This is a genomic window from Pseudomonas sp. PHC1 (assembly GCF_046487845.1).
Taxonomy (GTDB): Bacteria; Pseudomonadota; Gammaproteobacteria; order Pseudomonadales; family Pseudomonadaceae; genus Aquipseudomonas; species Aquipseudomonas sputi.
In genome coordinates, this window is sequence record NZ_JBJXHJ010000018.1 from 103,762 (window position 1) to 128,176 (window position 24,415).

Here is a 24,415-nt window from a genome sequence, read left to right on the forward strand (position 1 = left end):
GCGCATGACTTTCGACTCCCCCCTGAGCGCCTGGCAGTACGCCGTCGACCACAAGGGCTTCATCCAGGATGAAGCCCAGGAACACGCAGTCTGGGCCTTGCAAAAATGCCATGAAGCCCTGCACGCCGGTGCCCGTTCGGTCACCGGCGTTTACCTGTGGGGGCCGGTCGGGCGCGGCAAGACCTGGTTGATGGATCAATTCCATCAAAGCCTGCGGGTGCCGGCGCGGCGGCAGCACTTTCATCACTTCATGGGCTGGGTGCACCAGCGTTCCTTTCAACTGACCGGGATCGCCGATCCATTGCGGGCCCTGGCCCGGGAGCTGGCGGCCGAGGTGCGGGTGCTGTGTTTTGATGAGCTGTTCGTCAATGACATCGGTGACGCAATCATTCTCGGGCGCCTGTTTCAGGTGATGTTCGATGAAGGCGTGGTGGTGGTCTGCACCTCCAACCTGCCGCCGGATCAGCTGTATGCTGACGGCTTCAACCGCGATCGTTTCCTGCCGGCGATCACCGCGATCAAGCAGCACATGCAAGTGGTCGCGGTGAATGGCGCGCAAGATCACCGCTTGCATCCCGGCGCCATCGAGCAGCGTTACTGGGTTGCCTCTGCGGGGCAGGGTAGCGCGCTGAGCCAGGTGTTCGACGCATTGACCACCGGGCAAACCGTCAGTGACGAAACAGTGCCGGTCGGTTACCGCGCCTTGAACGTGGTGCAGGCCAGTGATTCGGTGCTGTGGTGCCGTTACGCCGACCTGTGCGAGCAACCGTTCGCCGCCATGGATTTCATCGCGCTGTGCGACACCTACCGGGCTATCCTGTTGAGCGAGGTGCCGAACCTCAGCGCGAAAAAACGCGAGGGGCGGATTGCCCGTGGCACCGAGGACGGCGCGGAACGGGTGGTGGCCGGCGATCGCGAACTGCCGCAACTGTCCGTGCACGACGACGGCGTGCGCCGCTTCATCGCGCTGGTCGACGAGTGCTACGACCGCAAGGTGCCGCTGTACATCGAGGCCGAAGTGCCGATGGACGCGCTGTACACCGAGGGCTATCTGGAATTCCCGTTCCGCCGGACCCTCAGCCGCTTGCAGGAAATGCAGCTGCAACGCTTCGCCGAAACCTGACACACGGAGGCGCCACATGACTCAGCCCCTGTCCCACCACTTGCTGACCATGGCCTATCAGAATGCCTGGGCCAACCATCGACTGGCCAAGGCCTGGAGCCAGCTCGACGACACGGAGCTGGCCGCGCCACGGGTGAGTTTCTTCCCGAGCATCCGCCTGACCCTCAATCACATCCTCACCTGCGACGGGTTCTACGTCGACGCGCTGGAACGCGAGTTGCGCGGTGACGAGCCGCATCCCGATTGCTACGTGTTCTTCAATGCTGACGAACCCTTCACCGAGACGCAGGCCTTGCGCCATGAACAGGCGCATGTCGACCGCCGCTTGATCGCCTACTGCGAGCAACTGCGCGATGCCGATCTGGGGCGCATCGTCACCATCGCCCGCGATACGCCGCAGCACGACAGCCGTCTGCGGATGATCTCGCACCTGTTCGAACACCAGATCCACCACCGTGGCCAGGTCCACGCGATGCTCAGCGGCACCTCGGTAAAACCGCCGCAACTGGACGAGTTCTTCTGCGCCGGCGAGTCCGGTTTGCGAGCCGAGGATTTCGCCGAGCTGGGCTGGACCGAAGAGCTTATCTGGGGCCACTGAAAACGTCGGGTTGTCGCCGGGACCTGCCTCGCGCTAAGGTCGCTGAGCCTTTCAGTGCGTATCAAACGCGCCGGGGCCCCGTGCGATCGAGGAAGGAAATGGATTCCGCAGAAATTCTTGTGCTTCAAGCCAGTTACACCAACCCGGTGCATGCCGAGGCCATCGGTGTGGTGCTCAATCATTACGCCGAAGACCCGATGGGCGGCGGCCATCCGATTGCCCCTGAACTGTTGCAGCAACTGCCCGCCGAACTGGCCAAACGGCCCCACGCGTTCAGCGTCCTGGCGTTCGTCGGCGGTGAGCCGGCAGGGTTGGTGAACTGCTTTGAAGGGTTTTCCACGTTTGCCTGCAAGCCGCTGGTCAATGTGCACGACGTGTCAGTGGTGACAAAGTTTCGCGGTCTGGGGCTGAGTCAGAAAATGCTGCGCAAGGTCGAGGACATTGCCCGTCAGCGTGGTTGCTGCAAGATCACCCTGGAAGTGCTTGAAGGCAACGCCGTGGCGCAGAATTCCTACGCCAAATTCGGTTTTGCGCCGGGCATGTTCGACCCCAGTCACGGGCGCATGCTGTTCTGGATCAAGGATCTGCCGGCATAAAAAAGGCGCCCGAAAAGGGCGCCCAACTGTCATCTGCGGGGCCAGAGCTGAGCCATCGCAGGTCCATCGGTAAAGCGTTCGCTCAAGGGCGATAGGACTCGGTGACCTGGGCGGTCTGGTCGTCCGGGACCTTGAGTTCGTTGGTCTTCGCCTCAGCCTGCTGGCTCTGTGCGGAATGAACCGGGAAGTTCGCCCAGTAATGCCTCATGCGCTCGGCGCCGCCTTCGGCGAATGCGCTGGCGGATGCGAGGGTGAGTAGACCGGCAAGGATTGCAGTCGTGGTTTTCATGGTGCCTCCTACGAAAAATGTCGGAGCCGTTCGTCCATGAATCTAAGCCTCGGGGCGCAGTGTCCGTCGAGGGCATTAACGAGAGGTTAACGCTCGTTCAGTGTAGGTTTTACCGGGTGTTTCCACGGCGTACCGGACGAACGCTGCACGCGTGAATGCTGCGTGCAGGTCGTAAGGGAAGGGGGTCAGAGTTTCCAGTCGAGGCTCAGCGTCACGGTACGCGGATCGCCCCAGAACACGCCGTTGTAGAAGCCGACGTTGTCGTAATACTTCTTGTCGAACAGGTTGTCGACGTTGAGGGACGCGGACAGGTGTTTGTCGAACTCGTAGCGCGACATCAATTTCACCACCGTGTAGGCGTCCTGACTGATTCGCGCACGCTCGGTGATGATCCGGCCATTGGCGTTGCGTCCGACCGGGCGATTGGCGTTGCCGTAGACGTCGCTTTGCCAGTTCACCGCGCCGCCCACGGTCAGGGCATTCCAGTTGCCTGGCAGGCGATAGGCCGTGGACAGGCGGAACAGGTTCAGCGGCTGATTGGTGTTGCTGCGCTGTTTCTCGCCGTTGACCGAGTGGGTGTAGGTGTAACCGGCGGTCATGTTCCAGCCGTCGAGGATCTCGCCCGAGACCTCGGCTTCGAAACCGTTGACCTTGTTGCCCTTGCCACCGGATTTGTAGAACTCCTCCAGAGTCACCGGATCCGGCGGAACCGAGTCATCCACTTCGGCCACGTTGTCCTGCTTGCTCCAGAAAATGGCGGTGGCGAGGTTCAGGCGCTCGTCCAGCAGGCTGCCCTTGAGCCCGAGTTCATAGTTGCTGCCGACGATCGGCTCGATGAACTTGCGATTGGCGTCGCGGTAAGTCTGCGGCTTGAAGATGTCGGTGTAGCTGACGTAAACGGTGTACTCGGGCGTCAGGTCGTACAGCAGGCCGGCGTAGGGCGTCCACATGTCGTTGTGTTGCTGGCGGCTTGCATCGACGCTTTCCAGTTGCAGGTTGTCGTCGAAGGTGTTGGCGGTCTTCGATGCCTTCCAGCTGCCATATCGGGTACCGAGCACGGCGTGCAAGTCGTCCGTCAGGCTCAGGCGGGTGGCCAGGTAACCTGCTTTTTGCTCCGTGCTGTCCTTGGCGCTGGTGAGCCCGGTCACCGTGTCCGGGAATTTGGCGATGTCGCCCATGTACTTCCAGTCGCGGATGGTGCTGTAGTCGCGTGCAACGGCTCCGTCTACGGTATAGGGCGAGCTGGAGCTGCGTTCGGCTTCGCCATAACCGACCATCAACTGGTGTTCGCGACCCAGTAGCGAGTAAGGGCCGGACAGGTTGAAGTCGTACGCCTTCATGCGCTGCGGGCCGATCATGTGCGAGGTGTAGGCAGTCATGCCGCTGCGATCGGGCTCGGGGAAACCGGCGCCGGCGTAGTAGACCTTGCCGTCGGTGTCGCTTTTGCGGTGGGTGTAGGCGGCTTTCAGGTGCCAGTCGCCCGCCAGGGTCTGATCGAGGGTGGCGAACGCAGTCTTGTCGCGCAGCGGCCAGGAGCTCCAGGACGTCGCCATGTTGGTCGAGCGCCCCAGGCTGGCCTTGCTGCCATCGGCATTCCAGTAGGGCAAAGTGCCCCACGAGGAGCCTTGCACCTGTTTGTCCTGATAGTCGTAGCCGACCGCCAGCACGGTAGAGTCGGTCAGGTCTGCTTCGAGGATGCCGTAGCCGACTTCCCGTTGCAGGGCGTATTTGTCGCGAAACGATCCCTGGTCGCGATAGGCCAGCACGCTGCGCCCGCGCAGGCGCCCGTCGAAGGCCAGCGGGCCGCCGACATCGACGTAACTGTAGTAATCGTCATAGCTGCCGCCGCTCGCACCGGCCTGAGCCTGCCATTGTGCGGTCGGGCGTTTGCGCACCATGTTGATGGTCGCCGACGGATCGCCTGCGCCCGTGGTCAGGCCGGTGGCGCCGCGCACGACTTCGATGCGATCGTAGATGATGGTGTCCGAATCGGACTTCATGTACTGGAAGGTGTTGAGCATCCCGTCGATCTGGAAATTGTTGATCGAGTAGCCGCGGGACGAATAACTGACCCGATCCGAATCGTTGTGCTGGACCACGATGCCGGTGGTCTGGCTCATGGCCTCGGACAATGTACCGAGCTTGAAGTCATCCATCTGTTGACGGGTGACCACGGACACCGATTGCGGGGTTTCCTTGATCGACAGGTTCAACCGCGTAGCCGTGCTCATGGCGCCGGTGGTGTAGGCGTGGGTGTTTTCAGTGGTGTTGCCCAGGCCTTGGGCCGTGACACTTGTGGAGGCCAGCTCCAGGGCCGGCGCAGTGGCGGGCGATTGATGTTCTGTGTCGGTTTCAGCCAGCAGGTCCGGGCTCAATGCAACACTGCACAGGCCAAGGGTGAGGGTCATGGAACGGGTGATGGGCGCGAACATCGCAGCCGGCTCCTTGTCTTTGAGGGAAAAAAATCCGTTTGCTCAAAGACGAAGGCGAGCAGGGCGATTTAGTGTCAAACGAGAAATATTGTTATTTGCAGATGTTTCATCAGTATGAAGAAAGGGCCGTTTCCGGCCCTTTTCTGATTATTTCTGTACCACCTCTGTGACGCTGGCGGCGGTTTTTTTTGGCTTCATCAGGCTGAAGTCGATCAAGGCCCGCTGTTCGCGTTCGTAAGGGTTGCCGATCAGCAGCGGACGCGGCTTGAAGCTGGCGCTGACCAGGCTCTTGCTGCGATCCAGCTCATCGAAACTCAAACCGGCCAGGTCCGCCCAGGTGTGAATCAGGTGCGAGCTGCTGTAAGGGCGGCTCAGATCCCCGGCGAAGCTCCAGTCGTGGTTTTCACGCCACTTCGGCGACGCCCAGGCCATGAATGGAATGGTGTACATCGGCGCCGTCGGCTTGTTTTCGTTGCGCCCCAGAGTGCCGTGGCCCACCGAGTCGAAGACGTCTTCGCCGTGGTCGGAGAGGTACAGCAAAAAGCCGTTCGGATCGGATTTGGCGTAGTCCTTGATCAGGCTCGAGACCACGAAATCGTTGTACAACACCGCGTTGTCGTAGCTGTTGTAGGTCGGCACCTGATCGTCACGCACGCCGGCCGGAACACCGTTGCGGTCCTGGAACTTGTCGAAGCTCGGCGGATAGCGGTACTGGTAGCTCATGTGCGTACCGAGCAGGTGCACGACGATCAGCTTGCGCGGGGCCGCATCGGCCAGGGCCTTGTTGAACGGCTCGATCACGTCGCCGTCGTACTGCGCGGCGTTCTGGTTGCGGTTGTTGTTCAGGTACACCTGCTCGTCGGCCTGTTCGGAGAAGGTCGTGAGCATGGTGTTGCGCTTGGTCATGGTTTGCTGGTTGGTGATCCAGAAGGTCTTGTAGCCGGCCTGTTTCATCATGCTGACCAGCGACGGGGTGGACAGGTACAGGTCCGGGTTTTCTTCGTCGGCAAAGGTCAGCACCTGTTGCAGCGCTTCGATGGTGTACGGGCGCGGGGTGATGACGTTGTCGAAAATCGACAGCTGATCCTTGAGTTTGTCCAGTTCCGGCGTGGTTTTACGCGGGTAACCGTAAAGGCTCATGCGCTGGCGGTTGGTGGATTCGCCGATCACCAGCACCAGGGTCGCCGGCTGATTGGCGCCCGAGTCCTTGAGGTTTTTCAGCGGCGGGATCTTGCTCGCGCTGTGCAGCATGCCCTGCATGTCGGCCAGGGTTTCCTGATAGCGGTGATAAGCCACGGCCATCTGCCACGGCACGGCCGGCTCGATGCGGGTTTCGAATTTCTCGAAGCCCTGGGCGAAGCTGCCGGTGCGCATTGTCTGTTTGACCAGCGGATAACCGATCACGGCCACCAGGATTGCCATGGCGGCGACGAGTGCCCGACCACGGGGCAGGTACACCGGACGCAGGCGGGTCCACAGAAAATACGCGAACGCGGTGTGCGCGAGGAACGCCGGAACCATCCACCAGGCAAAGTACTGGGTCATGTACTCGCCGGCTTCGGACACGTTCGACTCGAACATGATGAAGATCACGCTCTGGGAGAATTCCTGCTGGTAGATGAAGAAGTAACCCAGACTGGCCATCGAGCAGGCCCACAACACCACGCCGATCAGCGCGGCCAGTAGACGGGTGCGATTGGGGAACAACAACATCGGTGCGAGCCACACGGCGCTCATCACGAAGGCCTGGCGGAACCCGGTGAACCCTGAGGTGCCGGTCAACTGGATCAGCAGTTGGGTGATACCGGAGAAGTACCAGAAGAACACGAACAGCCAGATCAACCCGGCCCAGTCGAAACCTGTCGCAGTCGTATTGCTGCGTTTGAACACCGCCATTCAGCACTCCAGCTCAGTCGTCACATCCACCGCCGGGCGCCTCATGCAACCGGCGCATGAACCCGACGAACGGCGGCCATGCGCAGACACGCACGGCCAGAATGCGCCGGAGTATCAACACACCAGTGTGAAAACTTTGTTAGTTGCCGAAAAGGGCGGGAGGTGCAGCCTGTCGGGAACGGCGATGGCCGCTCCCGAAGCGGGCGGGGAGATCAGGCGTGGGGCGAACGCTGCACGCGCGGCAAGGGCTGTGACTCGGCGCCCTGGGTCAGCAGGCGCAATTGTGCGAGTTCCTGTTTGAGCTGATCGCGTTCGTCTTTCAACTGACGCAGTTCGTCACGACGGATGGTGACGTACAGGGTTTGTGGCGGCATTGCTGTGTGTACTGTGCCCATTGCTCACCTCGCAAATGGCGTGTCTCAACTGCAGATCAGCTCCGTTTTCGAGCCTTGATCTGCTATCGGCGCCGATTTTGATTTCTTTTGCTCGCGAATGGAACTTTTTTATTTTTCATGGTCGTTGTGTCTTCGGCACGTTTCCAGACGTTATCAGTCTGGATCGGGCACAATGCACGGAAACTTCAACCCGACGCTCTGGACTAACCTCCATTAGTCGCGTTGGGCTATACCTTTGACACACTTTTATTTGTAGTAAGGAGCATCAGCACATGCAACTCGGGATTATTGGACTGGGCCGCATGGGCGGCAATATTGCGCGACGTCTGATGCTCAACGGTCACACCACCGTTGTTTACGACCGCAATACCGCCTTTGTCGACACCCTGGCCGCCGAGGGCTCTACCGGCGTCGCCGACCTGCCTGCACTGGTCGCAGGCCTGGCCAAGCCGCGTGCGGTATGGGTCATGCTGCCGGCCGGCGCACCGACTGAAGACACCATCGAAGCCCTGAGCCATCTGCTCGAGGCGGGCGACACCATCATCGATGGCGGCAACACCAACTATAAAGATGACATCCGCCGGGCCAAAACCCTGGCCGAGAAGGGCCTGCACTACATCGACGTCGGCACTTCCGGCGGCGTCTGGGGCCTGGAGCGCGGCTACTGCATGATGATCGGCGGCGATGCCGAGACCGTTAAGCGTCTGGACCCGCTGTTCGCCGCACTGGCGCCGGGCATGGGCGACATCCCGCGCACCAAGGACCGCAAGTCCGATGATCACCGTGCCGAGCACGGCTACATCCACGCCGGTCCCGCCGGTGCCGGTCACTTCGTCAAGATGATTCACAACGGGATCGAGTACGGCATGATGGCCGCCTTCGCCGAAGGCTTCGACATTCTCAAGACCAAGTCCAGCGAGCGCCTGCCGGAAGATCAGCGTTTCGACCTGAACGTAGCCGACATCGCCGAAGTCTGGCGTCGTGGCAGCGTGGTGTCGTCCTGGCTGCTGGACCTGACCGCCGATGCGCTGGCCAGCGACCCGAAACTCGACGGCTTCTCGGGCTCCGTGGCGGACAGCGGCGAAGGCCAGTGGACCATTGAAGCGGCCATGGAACAAGCGGTGCCGGTACCGGTGCTGTCCAACTCGCTGTTCTCGCGCTACCGCTCCCGCGGCCAGGGTACGTTCGGCGACAAGATTCTTTCGGCCCAGCGCTTCGGCTTCGGCGGCCATGTGGAGACTGCGAAGAAATGACCCATACGATCCGCAGGAAATCCAAGGCAGAACCCGCACCACCGACCACGCTGTTTCTGTTCGGCGCCCACGGTGATCTGGTCAAGCGCCTGCTCATGCCGGCGCTGTACAACCTGAGTCGCGACGGCCTGCTGGATGATGGCTTGCGGATCGTTGGCGTTGACCACAACGCCATCACCGATGAAGCCTTCGCGCAGAAGCTCGAAGACTTCATCCGCACCGAAGTGGCAGCCAAGGTCGGCAAGGGCGATCAGATGCTTGATCCGGCCTTGTGGGCCAAGCTCGCCAAAGGCATCAGCTACGTCCAGGGCGATTTCCTGGACGACAGCACTTATTCAGCCCTGGCGGCGAAAATCGCCGACAGCGGCACTGGCAATGCGGTGTTCTACCTGGCCACCGCGCCACGTTTCTTCAGCGAAGTGGTACGTCGTCTCGGCAGCGCCGGGTTGCTCGAAGAAACCCCGCAAGCCTTCAGAAGGGTGGTGATCGAAAAACCGTTCGGCTCCGACCTGCAAACCGCCGAGGCGTTGAACGCCTGCCTGCTCAAGGTCATGTCGGAAAAGCAGATCTACCGGATCGATCACTATCTGGGCAAGGAAACCGTGCAGAACATTCTGGTCAGCCGGTTCTCCAACAGCCTGTTCGAAGCCTTCTGGAACAACCACTACATCGACCACGTGCAGATCACCGCTGCCGAAACCGTCGGCGTTGAAACCCGTGGCAGTTTCTACGAACACACGGGCGCCCTGCGGGACATGGTGCCCAACCACCTGTTTCAGTTGCTGGCCATGGTGGCGATGGAGCCGCCGGCCGCGTTCGGCGCCGATGCGGTGCGGGGCGAGAAGGCCAAGGTAGTCGGCGCGATCCGCCCCTGGACCACCGAGGAAGCGCGAGAAAACTCGGTTCGCGGCCAATACGGCACCGGCGAAGTCGCTGGCAAACCGGTCGCCGGTTATCGCGATGAAAACAACGTCTCCCCCGAAAGCACCACGGAAACCTACGTGGCGCTGAAAGTGATGATCGACAACTGGCGCTGGGTCGGCGTGCCGTTCTACCTGCGCACTGGCAAGCGCATGAGTGTGCGCGACACCGAAATCGTCATCTGCTTCAAACCGGCGCCGTATGCGCAGTTCCGGGATACCGAGGTCGACGAATTGCAGCCGACCTACCTGCGTATCCAGATCCAGCCCAACGAAGGCATGTGGTTCGACCTGCTGGCCAAACGGCCGGGGCCGGCGCTGAACATGGCCAACATCGAGCTGGGCTTCGCCTACAAGGACTTCTTCGAAATGCAGCCGTCCACCGGCTACGAAACCCTGATCTACGACTGCCTGACCGGTGATCAGACGCTGTTCCAGCGCGCTGACAACATCGAGAACGGCTGGCGTGCGGTGCAACCGTTCCTCGACGCCTGGCAACAGGATGCGAGTGTGCAGAGTTATGCCGCCGGCGAAGACGGGCCGAAAGCTGCCGATGACCTGCTGACTCGCGATGGTCGCGTCTGGCATGGTCTCGGATGAGCGAGCCGATCCGTTTTCTGTTGAGCGACATGGACGGCACGCTGTTGCTGCCCGATCACAGCTTGAGTCAGCGCGTCATCGACGCGGTTCGTTCGCTGCGTGAAGCGGGCGTGCTGTTCAGCCTTGCCACGGGGCGTCCGCCCAAAGCCATGCTGCAACAGATCGAAGCCCTGGGCGTCGATCTGCCGACGGCGGCGTTCAACGGCGGCACCATCGTCAATCCGGACGGCAGCATTCTGGTTGCTCATTACCTGCCGGCCACGGCAGCACTGACTGCACTGGCGCTGTTCGCCGATCAGCCGGACGTCGAGATCTGGGTGTTCAGCGGCGGCGACTGGCTGCTCAAGGATCCGCACGGGCCGATGGTGCCGCGCGAGCAGCACGGGCTCGGCTATCCGCCGGTGGTGGTGGAGAGCTTCGAGCCGTATCTGGAGCGTATCGACAAGATCGTGGCGACCAGCCACAACACCGACCTGCTGATCGAACTGGAGGCACAGTTGTTGCCGAAGGTCGAAGGGCGGGCACAGGTGTCGCGCTCGCAACCGGTGTACCTCGACGTGACGGCGCTTGAGGCCAACAAGGGCTCGGCGCTGGTCACGCTGGCTGAACACCTGGGCGTGCCGCTGGCGCAGACGGCGGCGATCGGCGATGGTGGCAATGATCCGGCGATGTTCCATGTTGCCGGTCTGTCGATCGTCATGGGCCAGGCAGAGGACGCGGTGAAGCGTCAGGCCGATGTGGTCACCGGGCCGAACACTGAGGACGGGGTGGCGCAGGCCATCGAGAAATACATTTTGCCGCGCTGATTCATGCATAAAAAAACGGGAGCCCCAGGCTCCCGTCTTTGTTTCTACAGCCAGTAACTCACGGCGTACCAGCCGAGCAATCCCATCACCACGGTGTAAGGCAACGCCATCCACACCATCCGCCCGTACGACAACCGCACCAGCGGCGCAATCGCCGACGTCAGCAGAAACAGAAACGCCGCCTGGCCATTGGGTGTTGCCACACTCGGCAGGTTGGTGCCGGTGTTGATTGCAATCGCCAGCGTCTCGAAATGCTCGCGGCTCATGTTGCCGGACAGGAACGCCTGTTTCACTTCGGTGATGTAAATCGTGGCGACGAACACGTTGTCACTGATCGCCGACAGCAGGCCGTTTGCGATGAACAGCATCCCCGGCTGCTGATCGGCCGACAGTGCCAGCACCCACTGAATCAGTGGCGCAAACAGTTGCCGGTCGTGAATTATCGCCACCACGGCGAAGAACACCACCAGCAGCGCGGTGAATGGCATGGCTTCCTTGAATGCGTTGCCCAACCGGTGTTCGTCGGTGATCCCGGTGAAGGCGGTGATCAACACGATCACCATCAGGCCGATCAGGCCGACTTCCGCGATGTGGAAGGCCAGCCCGGCAACAAGGATCAGCGCAGCGCAACCTTGCACCAGCAGGGCGGCGCGTTGGCGCTGCGTGCGCTCGGCGTTGTCTTCGGCGGCGTAGTTGGCCAGCACGGCACGTACGTTATCCGGCAGCCGTGTGCCGTAGCCGAACCAGCGCAGTTTCTCCAGCAACAGGCAGGTCACCAGTCCCGCGACCAGGACCGGCAGGGAAACCGGTGCGACCTTCAGGAAGAACTCGGCAAAGTGCCAACCCATTTCGTGGCCGATCAACAGGTTCTGCGGTTCGCCAACCAGCGTACAGACCCCGCCCAACGCGGTGCCGACGGCGCCATGCATCAACAGACTGCGCAGGAAGGCGCGAAACTGTTCGAGGTCCTCGTGATGCAGCTGGGGCAGATGCCGGTCATCGCTGAATTCGCTGTCCTGGCGCGGATCGTTGCCGGAAGCCACTCGGTGGTAAACCGAATAAAAGCCGACGGCGGCGCTGATGATCACAGCGGTGACGGTCAGCGCGTCGAGAAACGCCGAGAGAAACGCCGATAAAAAACAGAACATCAGGGCCAGCAATCCCTTTGATCGCACGCCCAGCAACAGGCGCGAGAACAGGAACAACAGCAGGTCTTTCATGAAATAGATGCCGGCGACCATGAACATCAGCAGCAGAATCACCGGGAAGTTGTGCTGCAGCTCTTCATACAGTGCCTGAGGCGTGGTCATTTTCAGCAGCAGTGCTTCGATCAGCAGCAAGCCACCGGGCATCAGCGGGTAGCACTTGAGCGCCATGGCCAGGGTGAAAATGAACTCGATCACCAGCAACCAGCCAGCGGCGACCGGGCCGACAGTCCACAGCACCAGCGCGTTGAGCATCAGAAACCCGACGATGCACGCCTTGTACCAGCGGGGCGAATACCCGAGAAAGTTGTGCGCGAACGCTTGGGCCATCGAACCGGACATCGGTTGCTCCTTATATTAAGAAGCGCGCAAATTGCCGTAAGCGATGGGCAAGATCAAGTGCAGTTGGATTCGCATCAGTGATTCAGATACCGCGCGACTAATGCACGGTAGTTGCCATCCAGCGAATAGCCGCCTACCAGAATCCGGTTGTCAGGCTGCATCGCCACTGAAGTGGCGGTATCGAGGCTGCGCCCCAGTCGCGTGCGCAACCAGCCATTACCGGAACCGAAGCTTCGATCAAGGCTGCCGTTGACCCCATAGCGGGCGACGATGAAATCGGCTTCAACACCGCCGATTGTCGCCCCGACTGCAACGATGCGCCCATCCGCCATTGCCTGTGCGGCGTTCCACTGGCAACCGCTGGGGCCGATGTCCAGCAGATGCGGCTGTCCGCCGTTGCAGTGCAGATCAGGGCGACCATTGCCATGGACAAATGAAGCCATGCATCGAATCGGATCGCGGCTGCTACCAAAACAATGCAAATGCTCCGCCGATTCGATGACCTGATTGACCAGTGCACTGTGCCCCTGGACTTTGAAGGCCATGAAGCCGTCTACCGCAAAACGTTCATCGAGCTTGCCGTCCGGCAGGTAGCGGGCGAGCAGGCCTTCCTGCGGGAAATCGATGGAACCGGCGACCACGATTCTTCCGTCTGCTTGCAGCAGCACGCTGCCGAGCCAGGTATTGAGCAACAAGTGGCGAACCATGACGAAACCGCGACCGTTGAAGGAGGAGTCGAGGCTGCCATCGGGTTTGAGGCGGATCAGCATGCCGACGTGATCGGCCAGTTCGAAGTGATGGTTGGCGATCAGCAGGATATGCCCGTCGGGTTGCACTGCGAAATCGCAGGCTTCGGCGCCCGGAACCCCAGGCGGTAGCCAGGCGTCGCGGGTGCCCATGGAAAGGTCGCCAGGCAGGCGGACAATTTGCCGGCCGTTGTCGCCGAAGCCCGGGTCAGGTCGGCCCTGAGCATCGAACAGGGCCAGGGCGGGCAGGGTGCGATGTTCTGATTCGTAGTGCAGGCCCGCCAGCAGAATCCGCCCGTCGGGCAAGACTTGCACCTTGCTGCCGGTGGCTTCAAAACCGGCGGCGAACCGGTCAATCACGCTGCCTTGAGTGCCGAACCGCAGATCAGCCGAGCCGTCCTCAAGCAGTCGAGCCAGCCCGAAACGGCTGCCGTGAGCCGTCCCCACCTTGGCGGCGACCAGAATCCGACCTTGCGCATCGAGTGCCACGCTTTGGGTCAGGCTGGATGTACTGCCGGCGAAGTAAACCTGCGCCACGCCGCTGCTGGAAAAGGTCTTGTCGAGTTGTCCGGTGTTCGCTAGCGTCTGGAGCGCGATAGCGGTCTGGCTTGACATGCATGCATCTCCTTGCGAGTCGACCGATGTCCGGGAGGTGGAACGGGAAACTGCATGAGCGACACATTCAATCCCTGAATTCGCACAAGTACAACTGACAGAAATAACAGGTGGAGGGTCGTACTGTGCCAGAACAGTGTCTTTTTGAACCAGTCGCAAGCCTGCCAAGTATTCAGGCGCGAAAGTATTGAGGAAGGTTTTACAGAAAGACTGAAGTTGGAAATAGATTCGCAACTAGCAGAAGAGGGCGGATGACTTGAACGTCATCCGCATTACCCACAAATATCAGTGTGGCATCGACCAGGATTGCAACGCATAGCCTTCTTCGCTTAGTTCGGCGCGGGCCTGTTGCAGCAGGTGTTCAAGTTGCGCCGGATCGGAGTAGGCGCTGCTCGGGATGTGGGTGCGACCAATGTGGGAGTTGGTGCGGTCAATCACTGTGAGGCAGAGTTCACCGTTGCCATCTTGTGGGGCCCAGGCGACGCATTGAAAAGGTTTAAATGCGCGGTTGGCAATCAAAAGAGCTTCGTTGATACGGAGCGGGGCGGTCATGGGGTCTTCTCTCTTTAGTGCCCAATCAAGTGATGTGCCGTCGGTTGGGCTTACCGTTCGGCGAGTTACTTGTACTGATGCACGCAACCCGCTGGCAGGTCACACGGATTTTGAAGAAATTTCGACTTTCTTTCATGCGCTCAAATAAAGGGACCGGTTTTGAAAGCCTGGCGAAAGAATCAAGTCGATAGCTAACTAATAAAGTCGCTTCTTATAACTGCTTCACTTGTACACCTATAAGCAATCGATACAAGACGCCGTCAAATTCTTGCTAACGTAACAGTCAGGTCTGCCAAATGACTGTTTTTACGATCATTTCCTAAAATTTGGCGCCAAGGAACAGTCATGAACGAAGCGCCTGCATTACGACGTTTACTGGTCGTCGACCCGTGCGACGACTGTCACCGATTATTGCCGGGTTTGCGTGCCGTGGGTTGGGACGTCGACAGTTGCAGCCTGGAAAATGCCGCCGACCGAAGTTGTGATGTCGGCCTGTTGCGTTTACAGCCTTTTCACCTGGAACGTCCCGAAGCCGTCAAAGAGCTGATCAGCCGCAGTGGCACCGAATGGATCGCCGTGCTGAATCAGGAAGTGCTGCGTTTGCAGAACGTCGGCGACTTCGTCTGCGAATGGTTTTTCGATTTCCATACCTTGCCATTCGACGTCTCCCGGGTGCAGGTCACCCTCGGTCGCGCGTTCGGCATGGCGCGCCTGCGCGGTCAGGGCACGATTCACGTCGACCAGCCGGAACACGAGCTGCTGGGCGACAGCAAGCCGATCCGCGAACTGCGCAAACTGCTGAGTAAACTGGCCCCCACCGAGTCGCCGGTTTTGATCCGCGGCGAAAGCGGTACTGGCAAGGAACTGGTCGCCCGCACCCTGCACCGGCAGTCGCAACGCCACAGCAAGCCTTTTGTGGCGATCAACTGCGGGGCAATTCCCGAACACTTGATCCAGTCGGAACTGTTCGGCCACGAGAAAGGCGCGTTCACCGGCGCCCATCAGCGCAAGGTCGGACGTATCGAAGCGGCCAACGGCGGCACCTTGTTTCTCGATGAAATCGGCGATCTGCCGCTGGAGCTGCAAGCCAATCTGCTGCGTTTTCTTCAGGAAAAACACATTGAACGGGTCGGTGGCAGTCAACCGATCCCGGTCGATGTGCGGGTGTTGGCGGCGACTCACGTTGATCTCGAAGCCGCCATCGAGAAGAAGCGCTTTCGCGAAGACTTGTACTACCGGCTCAATGTGCTGCAGGTGGTGACCGCGCCGTTACGCGAGCGCCACGGCGACCTGTCGATGCTGGCCAACCATTTTTCCCATTTCTACAGCCACGAAACCGGCCGTCGTCCGCGCAGTTTCAGTGAAGACGCGCTGATCGCCATGGGTAAACACGACTGGCCGGGCAATGTCCGTGAACTGGCCAACCGTGTGCGTCGAGGGCTGGTGCTGGCCGAAGGGCGGCAGATCGAGGCCCGTGATCTGGGGTTGATCAGCCAGCAGTCGATCGCCGCTCCAATGGGCACCCTTGAAGACTACAAGACCCGCGCCGAACGCCAGGCGTTGTGTGATGTGTTGAACCGGCACAGCGACAATCTCAGCGTTGCTGCCAAAGTGCTCGGGGTTTCCCGGCCGACTTTCTATCGTTTGCTGCACAAGCACCAGATCCGCTAGGGCGCGGCGCTTCCCGAGACCGGGAAGCTGAAAAGGCCCGCTGCGATGCAAGTCGCCGCGGGCCTTTTTATGATGGTGTGGTTTAGAAGTAGTACGGGAATTTCAGGCTGAAGGAGAAGTCCGGGGCATCGTCCGTCATGCCGATGGACAGGTTGGGCACGATGGTCAGGTTGTCGGTGGCCGCAATGGTCATGCCGACGTTGAAGTAACCGGCGTTGGCGTCGCTGGACACCACCGATTCCCAATCCCCGCCATCCTGTTTCAGCTTGCTCTTGCGTTGCACCAGGTCAGACACGGAGAACGACATACTCATCTTCTCGTTCAGTGCGAAGGCAACACCTGCGCCAATCTGGAAGCTGTCGCCGATGCGAACCTTGCCCGGGTTTTTCTGGTTGACCGTGGAGCTGATATCGTCGAACGACTCCTCGAAGTTATGGGTGTAGGACAGGCTGCCGAACAGCACGGCCGGGTCAAACGTCTTGACCAGCGAGATGCCCGGGGTGATCGACCAGACGCCGTTGCCGGTAGGCAAGGTGTCAGGCACGAACAGGTTCGAGTTGGCATCGGTCTGGCGCAGCTTGATCCCGAACGGGTCCTTGCCCGTAGGCGCCTTGACCCGCAAGGAAACCACGGCGTCCGGGGTGTTGACCGATTCGTCCAGGAACTTGTACGCAATGCCGAAGTTGACGTCGCCGATAGTCGGGTCGCGGCTGACGTCCTGTTCGGTGGTGACGTTGGAGGCGCCGCCGTTGCCGCCGCCGGACTGATAGGTCGATTCCCGGTAAACCACCGGCACGTTCAGGTCGAATTGCCAGCGGTTGTCGAAGTTGTAGCGGCCTGTCAGGTCCAGCGTCCAGGTGTCGGCCTTGATCCGGTCGAGGTTGATATTGCCGAGGAAAATCGAGTCCAGAGCCAGGAAACCGTTGAGAATCAGCTGGCGCGTGTCATAACGCGAATAGGTGATACCGGTTTCGAAGCTGAATTTGCCGCCGCCGAAGAAGCCGCTGGCTTCGTCGTACAGGTTGGACACACTCTGTGCCGGTTGCGAATCGTCGGCCAGCGACTGGCCGTAGGATGCGCCGCTGCCCCCGGCGGCGCCCCCCGACGCTGCTGCGGCCCCGGTGCCGGTGGCGACCCGGTTGCCCTTCATGTCCGAAGGCGATTTGGCCAGGCGTTTTGGGGGTGGGGAGGCCGGTTGCTCTTCGACCTGGCGGACCCGTTGTTCGAGTACCGCCAGGGCTTTTTGTTGTACTTCGTATCGTTGCTTAAGCTCCAGAAGTTCTTGTTTCAGGGCTTCTACATCGGCGTCGGGCGCAGCTTGCAACATTGCCGCAGGTAGAAGAGTACTCAAACATACAGCAGCACGCAGTGATACTGATCGATACATGGATAAGCCGTCCCTTTAAGCCCAATGATCGAGACTCAGCGTAGTTCAATATCCGATGTTGCGTAGTGCCCTGAGTTGAGTCAGGTTGCAGTCCAGTGCGCCGGCACTCATGCCGTTATTGTTCAGGACAACGTTGAGTTGTGTCAGGTTGTTGACGACGTTCGCGTTACCGAGCAAACGGGTGTTTTGCAGCAGTCCGCCCTGGGCGACCTGTTGCAAGGCTGTACCCTGATTGCCGGAGGCCTGAATGGCCATTTGTATACCGCCCCCTGTGGCCGAGACCGCAACGCTGCCGGCGCTGTTGCTGCCGGAAATGGTCTGGCCGGCCATCAAGGCCTGGCCCTGGGCAGGCATCAGTGCCGGTGCCTGACTGGCTTCTTTGACGTTGATTGCAACGTTGTTGTAGGCGGCGTTGCCGTCGCCAGCGGCGCGCACACTCTGCGTCACGCCCTGGCTGGAGTTGAGTCCCGCGCCACCAACGACCGAGCCGGTTCCCAGTTCCGGGGTACTGCCGTTGCCGTGTTCCTTGATGGTCGAGACGTAGAATTCGGGTTTTACCGAAGCGGCCTGCAGTTGCATCGTGGCCGATGCCCCGATCAGGTCGCCACTGGCATTGCGCCAGGTACTGCTCATGACGACGCCGAAGCTGATGATCCGCCCCGGCATGACATAACGACCGCGCAGCTCGGCGAGCTCCTGGTCCTTGATTTCGATGGGTTTGAATCCTGCATTGGCGTAGCCCGATGCGCTCGCTGCCAGGCAGGCGGCGGCCAGCCAGTATGAGGTTTTCATCTGCTGCTCCCGGGACATCCAGCCCCACTCTTGTAATCGGCGATTAAAAGAAGTCGCTCTGTATGAACCCGAAGTCCATCAATTCAGCGTCTTTGACCGGGTTGAATCCATCCAGCTTGTTTTTCGCCGTCAGCGGTGTCGGAGGACTGCGTAATGCATTGGTTTTGTCGTATCCGGGGCCGACGATGGCAAAGACAATGTTGTTCCAACCTTTGACAAAGTCATCATGGGAGTAGCGTTTGTGTCCTAAAACCGGGTCTGCGATGTAAACCCAATCCTTGTCCGCCCGCTGCATCACCACGAAATGCTTGTAGCCGCGAATATCCATCAGTACCACCACCGGGATCGTGACTGCGTCGAGTTTTTCCGGTGGGATCCTGTAGCCTCTGGCGCGCATGCCGATGCTTTCTATGTAGCGCTTCATGTCGAGCATGGAGAAACCTTGAGTACGGACAAGGTCCTGGTCAGCATTGACCAGCATGCCTTTGATGATGTGCTCCTCATCGACGTCGAGCCAATAGGCCTGGCGCAATACCGTCGCCAGTGCGGCGGCGCCGCAGCTGAAGTCGGTTTTCTGTTCGACGATGTCGGCAAACTTGCGCTCACGAATGCTTTGCACGTTCTTGTAGACGAGCGTGCCGCCAGGCAGGGCAGCAACGGGCATCTGGGCAGCCTGGGTCAGGCCGCAGAAGCAAAGCAGAGCAAGGAGGGCAGTCTTACGCATGATCGATACGCCTTTGCGGACTGAGGAAAAGCCCCGTTTCCGGGGCTTTCGTTTCGATCGCGATTACATGCAGGCTTTGCAACCTGCGGCGATGGACAGCGAGTTGCTTTGCTGGTTGCCCACACCTGCCGAGACGTTGGCTCCGCCGTTGCCGGAGAAGTTGTTCATCGAACCGGTCATGGTTGCGGTGTTGGTTACAGGGTTTTTCCAGCCATCTTTGGTCAGCACTTGCTGAGTGGTCACGCCAGCGAGGCCAAAGGTACCCACTGCTTCGAACTTGGCTTTCTGGTCATCGTTGCCGCCGTGGCCGCCGCCACGGTTGCCATAACCACCGTGGTGGTCATCGTCTTCGATGGTCGCAGTGCCTTTGGCCTTGAACACGCCAGCGGCTGCGAAGGTCCCGGTGAGGGTGTCTTTTTTGTAGGTTTGCACGCCTTTGTTGTCGACGACCAGACCAGTGGAGGACTGGTTGGCAGCAGCGGCGGCAGTGGCTACACGACCACCCGATACGGCGATTGCCAGGTTGTTTTTCTGTTGGTTGAAGTTGCCGGAAGTCACGTTGATGCCGATGTTCCCGGAACCGTTGTTGCCCGCGTTGTTGAGGGTCGCGGTGTTGGTCGTCGACAAGTTTTTCACATAGTTGTTGTTGTTGACTTGAGTGGCACTCGAGGCAGCAACAGCAGTACCGAAGATGAAACTTTCGTCGGCGGTGGCCAGTGCGGCGGCGTTGTCTTGTTGGTTGCCGTCGCCGGCTGCAACGTTGGCGCCCATGTTGCCGTTGGAGCCGTTCAGCGAGTTGTCAGCCTTCGCGTCGTTTTTAGTCCCCTGGTTTGTTACCACGTTGCCATCGCTGTTTTGTGCATCGAGCACTGCAGCGCCAGCGCCGGCGGTGATTTGCAGCAGTTGTTCCAGGGTTGGGCCTTTTGGACCATGGTTGTTGCCATGACCATTGCCGTGCCCGTTACCATGACCGCGATCATCATCGCGACCGCCTGCCTGTGCTGCGATTGCCATCACTGCTGCAAGTGCGAAAACCAGTGGTTTGAGGGCCATTGTAGGTTTCATGGTGTTTCTCCGTGCTTATTAGTTGGTTAAGTGTTGGTACTTTCTAATTGCACTGCTTTTATTTGGGTCAGTCTGCGACCCGGATGCTCAGGGTGTTAGCCATTCGGTTCCCCACCCCGGCACTCTGGTTCACCTGGATTACCCCTCGGCTGCCGGTGAAGGCCTGATCACTTGTCGTGACCTGGCGACTGCCGGGGGAGGTGCCAGTTGCTCCTGAGCTCGGTAACAACGCCACGTTCTGTTGAGAAAGGGTGCTGTCGTCAACGGCTTGCGGGCCGGCACTGATGCTGACCCGCGTGACGTTGGCCATCTGGTTGTTGGCCCCGGCACCCTGGTTCACGCCCAGGATCCCGTTGCCATTACTGAAAGAGCTGCCGCCGATGTTGCTGCTCGCGTTGATCGAGCGGTCGGCGGGGGTGTCGATTTTCTGCTGCACGCTGGTTCTGGCGTGGGACTCGGTGCCAATGGCGATCGCCTTGACGTTGGCCTGCTGCATCTGATTGCCGGCGGCCTGGTTGACGTTGAAGTTGCCACGGTATTGAGCGCCGGAGTCTTGAATGGTCGCGGTGTTCACAGCGCTCGGATCGGCCATCGCACTGGAGCAGCCGAGCAGGGCGAGCAGGAGCAGGGAACGATTCATGTCACTGGCCTCCAGCCATGCGGGTCAGCGGAGCAAGGCCGGAACTCATTGCACGGTTTACGGTATTGGAAATCGAGCTGCCCGCGCCCCCGCCATGACCGCCGCTCATGCCGGGCAGGCCGTTCTGGTTGGTCAGGTTGTTCATGCCGGGCAGGTTCGAGCTGGGGGTGTTGATGTTGCCGCGGATGGAGGAGCCGCTGGCTACACGGGCAAAGTCACCATCACTGAGTTCGGTATTGCTGAGCGTCGAATTGATACGGGCAGATGGGTTGGCATTGACGGTGGTCGGATAGGGGTCTTTGCCGCCGCTGCGCCCGATGGGAATCGGCTGGACATCACGATTGAGCACGATCACGCCATTGCCTTCGGCCTGAACGTTGAAACTGAGAAATGGGCTGGCAACTGATCCGACCAGCAGAAGGCAGGTGAAGGCTTTATTGATCTTCCCCACGACGGCAATTCCTTCTTCAGTGGGCTGAGCCTGTTCAGCGTTGTGAAGAAGAGAGCGAAAGCTGTGCCGCTTTTTGAAAGTTAAGGCATTTCAACAGGTTGGGGCGAGTTTGCTGAGGGCTGATACCAATACTGTTTCAACGTTGAAACAATAAAGGCCCTACGCAACCCGCCAAGGCCATTGCAAAGCTCTGGGACACGGGTTTGCGCGTAGGTGTTTCAGTTGCGTAACAAGTCGGATGACAATGGGATGAAGGGCCGTGAGATGGGCCCTTTGCACCTGCAGGAGTGTTTCAGGAACGGACACTTTGCCCCCAAAACAGGGGGGGGCGCCGGGTCAAACACCCCAAAAACCGGGTCAGCTCGCGAGCAGATCGCGAACGGCTTCGAAGGCTTGCTGCTGGCGTTCGAACCAGTTGCCCTGAATGATCTGCAAGGGTTGGTGATGGGTTTCCAGCCAGGTCCGGGTGGCCTGATAGAACGCGAGCCGTTCACTCAAGTCGGGCTGGCAGCGCTGACCATCGTCCGTCCATTCGATTTGTTCGGGAGAGAGCAGCAGGTGCAGGTCGTAATGACGGGCCAGTAATTCGCTTTCCAGCCATGCCGGGCAGTCGCCGAACAGCGTCTGGCTCCACAGGATGTTGCTCAACAGATGCGTATCGAGAATCAGCAGTTGCGGCTGCTGCGCGCGTGCCGCGTCTTCCCATTGCACCTGGCCGCGCGCGATTTCGGGGATGTCGGCCAGGCACGTATCCCGAGGGTTCTGCTCGATGAACCCGCGCACATACTCCTCCACCCGCAAGCCACCGAACTGCTGTTGAATCCCGGCCGCCAGCCAGCTTTTGCCCGTGGATTCGGGGCCGGTCAGTACGATTACCTTCATCGTTGCAACGCCGGATCGGCACGCCATTCGCGCCAGCCTTGCACCGCGATCAGGGTGAACAGGGCATACAGCGCCGCCGTGAGGTACAGCCCTTTATAAAGGAACAGGCCGACGAAGATTACATCCAGCACGAACCACAGCGCCCAGCATTGCAGACGCTTGTGAGCCATCCAGAACTGGGCGACCAGGCTGAAACCGGTCAGGGCCGCGTCGAGCCAGGGTTGTGCTGCGTCGGTCCAGTGAGCCATGGCGGCGCCCAGCAGCAGACTGCCGACCGCGCCAATGGCCAGGCCCTGCGCAATCGAGCGGGTGTCGAGCCGGCTGACTTCGCGCCCGTCATGCATCGTCCCGGCTCGCGTCCACTGCCACCAGCCATAGATCTGCAGCCCGGCATAAACCACCTGCAGCAACATATCCGAATACAGCTTCACCTCGAAGAAGACCCAAGTGTAAAGCGACACCATGACCAGCCCGATCGGCCAGCACCACGGATTCTGTTTGACCGTGAGCCACACGGCGATCACACCGAGGGCGGCGGCAAACAGTTCAAGCCCGGACATGCAGGATCCTTGGGGGGAATAAAAGAGGGAGCGGATTGTACCGAAAAACAGGCGGGAAACGAGTTCCCGCCGGTTGCAGGGATCAGACGCGGAACTGGCGCAGCAGCCCGTTCAGTTGTTCGCTGAGCTGGCCGAGTTTTACGCTGGCCACGCTCGACTGCTCGGCCGCCAGTGCCGTGCTGTGGGACAGGCCCGCCGCCTGGGTGACGTTCTGATTGATGTCTTCGACCACGTGCGCCTGCTGCAGCGTTGCGCTGGCAATCGAGGCGTTCAGGCCATTGAGGTTACGCAACGCCTGGCCGATGGCATTGAGGCTGGCGCTGGCCAGACCGGCCTGTTCGATGGTCAGTTGCGACGCCTTGCTGCTGTCGCCGATCACCTTCACGGCGGCCTCGGAATGATTTTGCAGGCGTTCGATCATCGTCTGGATTTCCGCCGTGGACTTCTGCGTGCGCTGAGCCAGCAAACGCACTTCGTCGGCCACCACCGCAAAACCACGACCCTGTTCTCCAGCCCGAGCCGCTTCAATGGCGGCGTTGAGGGCGAGCAGGTTGGTCTGTTCGGCAATCGAGCGGATCACCTCCAGCACGCTGCCGATCTGAGTGCTCTCGGTCGCCAGTGTGCGGATGACTTCCACCGCCTGATCGATGGTGCCGGACAGCTTGTCGATCTGTTGCAGGCTGCCGTCGATGTTGATCTGGCCTTGTTGGGCCTGGGCTTCGGCATCACGCATTTCGCTGGCGGCATGTTCGGCGTTCTTTGCCACGTCCTGCACGCCGTAGGTCACCTCGTTGACGGCAGTGGCTACCAGCTCCATCTGCTGCGACTGCTGCTGGCTGCGTTGCTGGGCCTGGGTCGCGTCATTGCCCAGTTCGCTGGACGACTGGCCCAGTGCGCTGGCGGACAGCTGCAAGTCACCGATCACCCGACGCAGCTTGGCGGTGAAGGCGTTGAAGTGCTGGGCCAGCTGAGTGACTTCGTCCTGCCCGTGGGTGTCGAGGCTGCGGGTCAGATCGCTCTCGCCGCTGGCAATATTGGCCATGGCGTTCACGGTTTCCTGTAACGGGCGAACGATGCTGCGGGCAATCAGAATCACCAGCAGCGCCATGATCACCGCGATGACCAGTCCGACCACGGATGCCTTGATCACCTGGCCCTGGAACTCGGCCTGCACGTCGTCGACGTACACGCCCGAACCAATGACCCAGCCCCATGGCTCGAACAATTTCACGTAAGAGGTCTTGGCCACCGGTTCGCTGGCGCCGGGCTTGGGCCAGCGATAATTCACCATGCCGGCACCCTTGGCCTTGGCGATGGCGACCATTTCATTGAACACCGCGAAACCGTCCGGGTCGCGGATCGCCGAGAGGTTTTGGCCTTCAAGCTTGGGATTGGTCGGGTGCATGACCATCACGGGCGTGAGGTCATTGATCCAGAAGTAATCGTTCTGGTCATAGCGCAGGCCTCGGATCGCGGTCAGCGCCTGTTTCTGCGCCACCTCGCGGGTCAGGGTGCCCGCGGCTTCAAGGCCCTGGTAGTAAGTCAGCAAACCGCTGGCGGTCTGCACCACATGCTGGGTTTTCTGGGCCTTGGCGTGGTAGAGGTCATCGTGGATCTGCTTGAGCATCAACACGCCCAATGTCAGCAGCATGACCACCGCCACAATCAAGATGAGCCACAAGCGTCGGCTGATCGACACACTGCGCAAGCTGTTCATAACGCTGTCACTCCGGATTCTTTTTCTTGTAATAAACCACCGCCAGCATCCAACCACGTTTCGGTGACCGGGCATACGCGACCCAAGTCGTAGAACGCGGCAGCGCTATTACGGCTTGTCTGTTAGGATTTCGGCCCCGCGCGTGAAAACCTGAATCG

Annotated in this window: 23 protein-coding genes; 7 read left to right on the top strand and 16 right to left on the bottom strand. The window is 60.2% G+C overall.

What is annotated here, in order from left to right; translation table 11 throughout:
• Nucleotides 1-4: 4 nt before the first annotated feature.
• The 3 genes from zapE (at nucleotide 5) to ACKJSM_RS20940 (ending at nucleotide 2,317) form a co-directional block, all read left to right on the top strand.
• Nucleotides 5-1,123, top strand: a complete 1,119-nt coding sequence (zapE, locus tag ACKJSM_RS20930) for a cell division protein ZapE (protein WP_410238703.1) — start codon at nucleotides 5-7, stop codon at nucleotides 1,121-1,123.
• Nucleotides 1,124-1,139: 16 nt separating this feature from the next.
• The gene (locus ACKJSM_RS20935) at nucleotides 1,140-1,721 is read left to right on the top strand and encodes a DinB family protein (protein WP_410238704.1); all 582 of its coding nucleotides are present in this window, start codon (nucleotides 1,140-1,142) and stop codon (nucleotides 1,719-1,721) included.
• 98 nt (nucleotides 1,722-1,819) lie between these two features.
• Complete coding sequence (locus ACKJSM_RS20940) at nucleotides 1,820-2,317, top strand: GNAT family N-acetyltransferase (RefSeq protein WP_236178494.1); 498 nt, start codon at nucleotides 1,820-1,822, stop codon at nucleotides 2,315-2,317.
• 82 nt (nucleotides 2,318-2,399) lie between these two features.
• On the opposite strand, the gene ACKJSM_RS20945 is transcribed toward ACKJSM_RS20940, so the two are convergent.
• The 4 genes from ACKJSM_RS20945 to ACKJSM_RS20960 form a co-directional block, all read right to left on the bottom strand.
• Nucleotides 2,400-2,606, bottom strand: coding sequence for a hypothetical protein (locus ACKJSM_RS20945; RefSeq protein WP_085603949.1), 207 nt, complete (start codon nucleotides 2,604-2,606; stop codon nucleotides 2,400-2,402).
• Between the two features lie 185 nt (nucleotides 2,607-2,791).
• Nucleotides 2,792-5,038 (bottom strand): TonB-dependent siderophore receptor, encoded by a 2,247-nt coding sequence (locus tag ACKJSM_RS20950; protein WP_339488679.1) that lies wholly within the window; start codon nucleotides 5,036-5,038, stop codon nucleotides 2,792-2,794.
• Between the two features lie 147 nt (nucleotides 5,039-5,185).
• Nucleotides 5,186-6,934 (bottom strand): phosphoethanolamine transferase CptA, encoded by a 1,749-nt coding sequence (locus tag ACKJSM_RS20955; RefSeq protein ID WP_410238705.1) that lies wholly within the window; start codon nucleotides 6,932-6,934, stop codon nucleotides 5,186-5,188.
• Nucleotides 6,935-7,146: 212 nt separating this feature from the next.
• Nucleotides 7,147-7,329: a DUF6026 family protein gene (locus tag ACKJSM_RS20960; protein WP_236178497.1), complete on the bottom strand. Its 183-nt coding sequence runs from the start codon at nucleotides 7,327-7,329 to the stop codon at nucleotides 7,147-7,149.
• A 272-nt stretch (nucleotides 7,330-7,601) separates the two neighbouring features.
• Here ACKJSM_RS20960 and gnd point away from each other — a divergent pair, with 272 nt between their 5' ends.
• From gnd to ACKJSM_RS20975, 3 genes are read left to right on the top strand one after another with little or no spacing between them, the layout of a single operon-like run.
• On the top strand, nucleotides 7,602-8,582 hold the full coding sequence (gene gnd, locus ACKJSM_RS20965) for a phosphogluconate dehydrogenase (NAD(+)-dependent, decarboxylating) (RefSeq protein ID WP_236178498.1): 981 nt from the start codon (nucleotides 7,602-7,604) through the stop codon (nucleotides 8,580-8,582).
• Nucleotides 8,579-10,102 carry a glucose-6-phosphate dehydrogenase gene (zwf, locus tag ACKJSM_RS20970; RefSeq protein WP_410238707.1) on the top strand — a complete coding sequence of 508 codons (1,524 nt, stop codon included), beginning with the start codon at nucleotides 8,579-8,581 and terminating at the stop codon, nucleotides 10,100-10,102. The genes gnd and zwf overlap by 4 nt, the downstream gene beginning before the upstream one ends.
• Nucleotides 10,099-10,908, top strand: coding sequence for an HAD family hydrolase (locus ACKJSM_RS20975; protein WP_236178500.1), 810 nt, complete (start codon nucleotides 10,099-10,101; stop codon nucleotides 10,906-10,908). The genes zwf and ACKJSM_RS20975 overlap by 4 nt, the downstream gene beginning before the upstream one ends.
• A 44-nt stretch (nucleotides 10,909-10,952) precedes the next feature.
• Here ACKJSM_RS20975 and nhaB read toward each other — a convergent pair whose 3' ends face one another.
• The 3 genes from nhaB to ACKJSM_RS20990 form a co-directional block, all read right to left on the bottom strand.
• Entirely contained in the window at nucleotides 10,953-12,455 is a 1,503-nt protein-coding gene (gene nhaB, locus ACKJSM_RS20980) for a sodium/proton antiporter NhaB (protein ID WP_236178501.1), read from the bottom strand.
• A 74-nt stretch (nucleotides 12,456-12,529) separates the two neighbouring features.
• Entirely contained in the window at nucleotides 12,530-13,816 is a 1,287-nt protein-coding gene (locus ACKJSM_RS20985) for a hypothetical protein (RefSeq protein ID WP_410238709.1), read from the bottom strand.
• Nucleotides 13,817-14,101: 285 nt separating this feature from the next.
• Nucleotides 14,102-14,368, bottom strand: a complete 267-nt coding sequence (locus ACKJSM_RS20990) for a hypothetical protein (protein WP_236178503.1) — start codon at nucleotides 14,366-14,368, stop codon at nucleotides 14,102-14,104.
• Nucleotides 14,369-14,713: 345 nt separating this feature from the next.
• Here ACKJSM_RS20990 and ACKJSM_RS20995 point away from each other — a divergent pair, with 345 nt between their 5' ends.
• Complete coding sequence (locus ACKJSM_RS20995; protein WP_039768186.1) at nucleotides 14,714-16,039, top strand: sigma-54 dependent transcriptional regulator; 1,326 nt, start codon at nucleotides 14,714-14,716, stop codon at nucleotides 16,037-16,039.
• An 82-nt stretch (nucleotides 16,040-16,121) separates the two neighbouring features.
• Here ACKJSM_RS20995 and ACKJSM_RS21000 read toward each other — a convergent pair whose 3' ends face one another.
• The 9 genes from ACKJSM_RS21000 to ACKJSM_RS21040 all read right to left on the bottom strand — a co-directional run bounded on the left by ACKJSM_RS21000 (nucleotide 16,122) and on the right by ACKJSM_RS21040 (nucleotide 24,257).
• Nucleotides 16,122-17,426 carry a hypothetical protein gene (locus ACKJSM_RS21000; protein ID WP_236178504.1) on the bottom strand — a complete coding sequence of 435 codons (1,305 nt, stop codon included), beginning with the start codon at nucleotides 17,424-17,426 and terminating at the stop codon, nucleotides 16,122-16,124.
• Between the two features lie 45 nt (nucleotides 17,427-17,471).
• Nucleotides 17,472-18,218 (bottom strand): hypothetical protein, encoded by a 747-nt coding sequence (locus tag ACKJSM_RS21005; RefSeq protein ID WP_236178505.1) that lies wholly within the window; start codon nucleotides 18,216-18,218, stop codon nucleotides 17,472-17,474.
• Nucleotides 18,219-18,261: 43 nt separating this feature from the next.
• Nucleotides 18,262-18,942 carry a C39 family peptidase gene (locus ACKJSM_RS21010; protein WP_410238711.1) on the bottom strand — a complete coding sequence of 227 codons (681 nt, stop codon included), beginning with the start codon at nucleotides 18,940-18,942 and terminating at the stop codon, nucleotides 18,262-18,264.
• A gap of 63 nt (nucleotides 18,943-19,005) precedes the next feature.
• On the bottom strand, nucleotides 19,006-20,007 hold the full coding sequence (locus tag ACKJSM_RS21015; protein ID WP_236178507.1) for a heme utilization protein: 1,002 nt from the start codon (nucleotides 20,005-20,007) through the stop codon (nucleotides 19,006-19,008).
• 67 nt (nucleotides 20,008-20,074) lie between these two features.
• Nucleotides 20,075-20,647 carry an adhesin gene (locus ACKJSM_RS21020; RefSeq protein ID WP_410238712.1) on the bottom strand — a complete coding sequence of 191 codons (573 nt, stop codon included), beginning with the start codon at nucleotides 20,645-20,647 and terminating at the stop codon, nucleotides 20,075-20,077.
• A 1-nt stretch (nucleotide 20,648) separates the two neighbouring features.
• Complete coding sequence (locus ACKJSM_RS21025) at nucleotides 20,649-21,098, bottom strand: hypothetical protein (RefSeq protein ID WP_410238713.1); 450 nt, start codon at nucleotides 21,096-21,098, stop codon at nucleotides 20,649-20,651.
• 357 nt (nucleotides 21,099-21,455) lie between these two features.
• The gene (locus tag ACKJSM_RS21030) at nucleotides 21,456-21,980 is read right to left on the bottom strand and encodes an AAA family ATPase (protein WP_410238714.1); all 525 of its coding nucleotides are present in this window, start codon (nucleotides 21,978-21,980) and stop codon (nucleotides 21,456-21,458) included.
• Nucleotides 21,977-22,540: a nicotinamide riboside transporter PnuC gene (gene pnuC, locus ACKJSM_RS21035; protein ID WP_410238715.1), complete on the bottom strand. Its 564-nt coding sequence runs from the start codon at nucleotides 22,538-22,540 to the stop codon at nucleotides 21,977-21,979. The genes ACKJSM_RS21030 and pnuC overlap by 4 nt, the downstream gene beginning before the upstream one ends.
• A gap of 82 nt (nucleotides 22,541-22,622) precedes the next feature.
• A complete protein-coding gene (locus ACKJSM_RS21040) occupies nucleotides 22,623-24,257 on the bottom strand; it encodes a methyl-accepting chemotaxis protein (protein ID WP_410238716.1) in 1,635 nt (544 codons plus the stop codon).
• Between the last annotated feature and the right edge of the window lie 158 nt (nucleotides 24,258-24,415).

Excerpts from the sequence above, each read along its gene's own strand:
- zapE (WP_410238703.1), top strand. The coding sequence starts at position 5 with ATGACTTTCGACTCCCCCCTGAGCGCCTGGCAGTACGCCGTCGACCAC.
- ACKJSM_RS20935 (WP_410238704.1), top strand. The coding sequence starts at position 1,140 with ATGACTCAGCCCCTGTCCCACCACTTGCTGACCATGGCCTATCAGAAT.
- ACKJSM_RS20940 (WP_236178494.1), top strand. The coding sequence starts at position 1,820 with ATGGATTCCGCAGAAATTCTTGTGCTTCAAGCCAGTTACACCAACCCG.
- ACKJSM_RS20945 (WP_085603949.1), bottom strand. The coding sequence starts at position 2,606 with ATGAAAACCACGACTGCAATCCTTGCCGGTCTACTCACCCTCGCATCC.
- ACKJSM_RS20950 (WP_339488679.1), bottom strand. The coding sequence starts at position 5,038 with ATGTTCGCGCCCATCACCCGTTCCATGACCCTCACCCTTGGCCTGTGC.
- ACKJSM_RS20955 (WP_410238705.1), bottom strand. The coding sequence starts at position 6,934 with ATGGCGGTGTTCAAACGCAGCAATACGACTGCGACAGGTTTCGACTGG.
- ACKJSM_RS20960 (WP_236178497.1), bottom strand. The coding sequence starts at position 7,329 with ATGGGCACAGTACACACAGCAATGCCGCCACAAACCCTGTACGTCACC.
- gnd (WP_236178498.1), top strand. The coding sequence starts at position 7,602 with ATGCAACTCGGGATTATTGGACTGGGCCGCATGGGCGGCAATATTGCG.
- zwf (WP_410238707.1), top strand. The coding sequence starts at position 8,579 with ATGACCCATACGATCCGCAGGAAATCCAAGGCAGAACCCGCACCACCG.
- ACKJSM_RS20975 (WP_236178500.1), top strand. The coding sequence starts at position 10,099 with ATGAGCGAGCCGATCCGTTTTCTGTTGAGCGACATGGACGGCACGCTG.
- nhaB (WP_236178501.1), bottom strand. The coding sequence starts at position 12,455 with ATGTCCGGTTCGATGGCCCAAGCGTTCGCGCACAACTTTCTCGGGTAT.
- ACKJSM_RS20985 (WP_410238709.1), bottom strand. The coding sequence starts at position 13,816 with ATGTCAAGCCAGACCGCTATCGCGCTCCAGACGCTAGCGAACACCGGA.
- ACKJSM_RS20990 (WP_236178503.1), bottom strand. The coding sequence starts at position 14,368 with ATGACCGCCCCGCTCCGTATCAACGAAGCTCTTTTGATTGCCAACCGC.
- ACKJSM_RS20995 (WP_039768186.1), top strand. The coding sequence starts at position 14,714 with ATGAACGAAGCGCCTGCATTACGACGTTTACTGGTCGTCGACCCGTGC.
- ACKJSM_RS21000 (WP_236178504.1), bottom strand. The coding sequence starts at position 17,426 with ATGTATCGATCAGTATCACTGCGTGCTGCTGTATGTTTGAGTACTCTT.
- ACKJSM_RS21005 (WP_236178505.1), bottom strand. The coding sequence starts at position 18,218 with ATGAAAACCTCATACTGGCTGGCCGCCGCCTGCCTGGCAGCGAGCGCA.
- ACKJSM_RS21010 (WP_410238711.1), bottom strand. The coding sequence starts at position 18,942 with ATGCGTAAGACTGCCCTCCTTGCTCTGCTTTGCTTCTGCGGCCTGACC.
- ACKJSM_RS21015 (WP_236178507.1), bottom strand. The coding sequence starts at position 20,007 with ATGAAACCTACAATGGCCCTCAAACCACTGGTTTTCGCACTTGCAGCA.
- ACKJSM_RS21020 (WP_410238712.1), bottom strand. The coding sequence starts at position 20,647 with ATGAATCGTTCCCTGCTCCTGCTCGCCCTGCTCGGCTGCTCCAGTGCG.
- ACKJSM_RS21030 (WP_410238714.1), bottom strand. The coding sequence starts at position 21,980 with ATGAAGGTAATCGTACTGACCGGCCCCGAATCCACGGGCAAAAGCTGG.
- pnuC (WP_410238715.1), bottom strand. The coding sequence starts at position 22,540 with ATGTCCGGGCTTGAACTGTTTGCCGCCGCCCTCGGTGTGATCGCCGTG.
- ACKJSM_RS21040 (WP_410238716.1), bottom strand. The coding sequence starts at position 24,257 with ATGAACAGCTTGCGCAGTGTGTCGATCAGCCGACGCTTGTGGCTCATC.